The organism is Candidatus Propionivibrio aalborgensis, assembly GCF_900089945.1.
Classification (GTDB): Bacteria; Pseudomonadota; Gammaproteobacteria; order Burkholderiales; family Rhodocyclaceae; genus Propionivibrio; species Propionivibrio aalborgensis.
Genome location: NZ_FLQY01000322.1, coordinates 1 through 1451 on the forward strand (window position 1 = coordinate 1; position 1451 = coordinate 1451).

General features: G+C 60.9%; 1 protein-coding gene. It reads right to left on the reverse strand.

Going from position 1 to position 1451, the window contains the following annotated elements:
• Positions 1 to 1451, reverse strand: a 1451-nt coding sequence (locus tag PROAA_RS13600) for a putative bifunctional diguanylate cyclase/phosphodiesterase (RefSeq protein ID WP_222102277.1), incomplete at both ends; no start/stop codon positions are given.

The following is a 1451-nucleotide window of genomic DNA, read 5'->3' on the forward strand; positions in this document are numbered from 1 at the left end:
TCGGCAAGCACCTTCAGTCGCAGACTTCGACTCAGGGCAATGATCGCGACCGTGATGGCGGCGTCATCGCTGTCGGTCATGATGTCGCGAACGAATGAACGGTCGATCTTGAGCGTGTCGATCGGGAAGCGTTTCAGGCGCGGCGAGATATTGACCGCGACGCGTATCGGCGGCAGACCGATCTCCCGTAGCGACTGGTTGAACGCGCAGGCCTCTTCCAGAACCCAGTGACCCACTTCGACGATCATCCCGGTGTCTTCAAGAACGCCGATGAACTCGACCGGCGGCACCAGACCGCGCTCCTCGTCGTTCCAGCGCAGCAGCGCCTCGATGCCGACCGTCGCTCCACTCGCCACATCGATCTGCGGCTGATAGTGGAGCTGGAATTCGCCACGCTTGAGCGCGCCGCGCAATCTGTTTTCCAGCAGCAATCGTTCGTAGGCGCGCCGATGCATGTCTTCGGTAAAGAACCGGTAGGTATTTCGTCCCTGCTCCTTGGCCCGGTACATGGCGCTGTCGGCGCTTTTCATCAACCCGTCCAGGCTTTCCGAGTCGTCAGGGTAGATGGCGATACCGACGCTGACCGTGCAGAACATCTCGCGGCCGTCCAGCGGAAAGGGAAGCGACAGACTGTCGATGATCTGTTGCGCCAATGCGGCAATGCTCTCCATGGTCGTCATGTCTTCGACCAGCACCGTGAATTCGTCGCCGCCGATACGGGCCACCGTGTCACTCTCGCGCAGGCAGGCAAGCAGGCGATTGGCCACCACCTGCAGGACGCGATCGCCGACATCATGACCAAGGGTGTCGTTGATGCTCTTGAAATTGTCGAGATCGAGAAACATAATCGCCAGGTGGCGATGACTGCGCGCCTCGTGCTTTATCGCCCGATCCAGGCGTTCGCGTAACAGGTGGCGGTTGGGCAGACCGGTAACCGAATCGTAGTTGGCCATGTAGGCGAGGCGCGTTTCGGCTTGCCGGCGCTCGGTAATGTCGCGGAAGCTCCAGACGCGACCGACGATCTGCTCACCGATGCGGCGCGGCCGCGAATAGCATTCCAGTATTCGGCCATCATTGAGATCGAGTACTTCGCATCGTTCCGCGTCGGGGTGGGTGTCGAAATGCCGTGCCATCTCGATGAACGCATCGGGCGCCATCAGTTGCCTGGCCATCAGGACCGTGATCTCGCGGGCGTGCAGACCGCCAATCGCTTCCGGCGGGATGTGCCACATTTCGAGAAATCTGACATTGAAACTCTCGACGTGCTGGCCGCTGTCCACCGCGACGATTCCGTCCGCGGTGGCGTCGAGTGTCGCGCGCAGCAGGGACAGCGACTGTTCGATGCGCGATTCGGCTTGCCGACGCTCATTGAGTTCCCTGCGCAGCGCCTGATTCCGCTCCTCCAGTTCGGTGGACATGACATCCAGCGAATGATCGATCAGCGAGCGGTC